The sequence below is a fragment of the Klebsiella sp. EMBS2024 genome (assembly GCF_036233805.1).
Taxonomy (GTDB): Bacteria; Pseudomonadota; Gammaproteobacteria; order Enterobacterales; family Enterobacteriaceae; genus Klebsiella; species Klebsiella pneumoniae.
Map to the genome: position 1 here is coordinate 1 of NZ_JAZARW010000003.1, position 794 is coordinate 794.

Annotated in this window: 1 protein-coding gene; it reads right to left on the reverse strand. The window is 52.3% G+C overall.

Features of this window, described 5'->3' with window-relative positions; genetic code table 11:
* Nucleotides 1-25: 25 nt before the first annotated feature.
* Nucleotides 26-730 (reverse strand): IS6-like element IS26 family transposase, encoded by a 705-nt coding sequence (locus tag VZP09_RS24665; protein WP_328795529.1) that lies wholly within the window; start codon nucleotides 728-730, stop codon nucleotides 26-28.
* Nucleotides 731-794: the final 64 nt, after the last annotated feature.

A 794-nucleotide genomic window follows, 5' to 3' on the forward strand; every position in this document is an offset into this window, starting at 1 on the left:
CAGCCTTNTGTNNTATTCAAAGGCCTTACATTTCAAAAACTCTGCTTACCAGGCGCATTTCGCCCAGGGGATCACCATAATAAAATGCTGAGGCCTGGCCTTTGCGTAGTGCACGCATCACCTCAATACCTTTGATGGTGGCGTAAGCCGTCTTCATGGATTTAAATCCCAGCGTGGCGCCGATTATCCGTTTCAGTTTGCCATGATCGCATTCAATCACGTTGTTCCGGTACTTAATCTGTCGGTGTTCAACGTCAGACGGGCACCGGCCTTCGCGTTTGAGCAGAGCAAGCGCGCGACCATAGGCGGGCGCTTTATCCGTGTTGATGAATCGCGGGATCTGCCACTTCTTCACGTTGTTGAGGATTTTACCCAGAAACCGGTATGCAGCTTTGCTGTTACGACGGGAGGAGAGATAAAAATCGACAGTGNGGCCCCGGCTGTCGACGGCCCGGTACAGATACGCCCAGCGGCCATTGACCTTCACGTAGGTTTCATCCATGTGCCACGGGCAAAGATCGGAAGGGTTACGCCAGTACCAGCGCAGCCGTTTTTCCATTTCAGGCGCATAACGCTGAACCCAGCGGTAAATCGTGGAGTGATCGACATTCACTCCGCGTTCAGCNAGCATCTCCTGCAGCTCACGGTAACTGATGCCGTATTTGCAGTANCAGCGTACGGCCCACAGAATGATGTCACGCTGAAAATGCCGGCCTTTGAATGGGTTCATGTGCAGCTCCATCAGCAAAAGGGGATGATAAGTTTATCACCACCGACTATTTGCAACAGTGCCA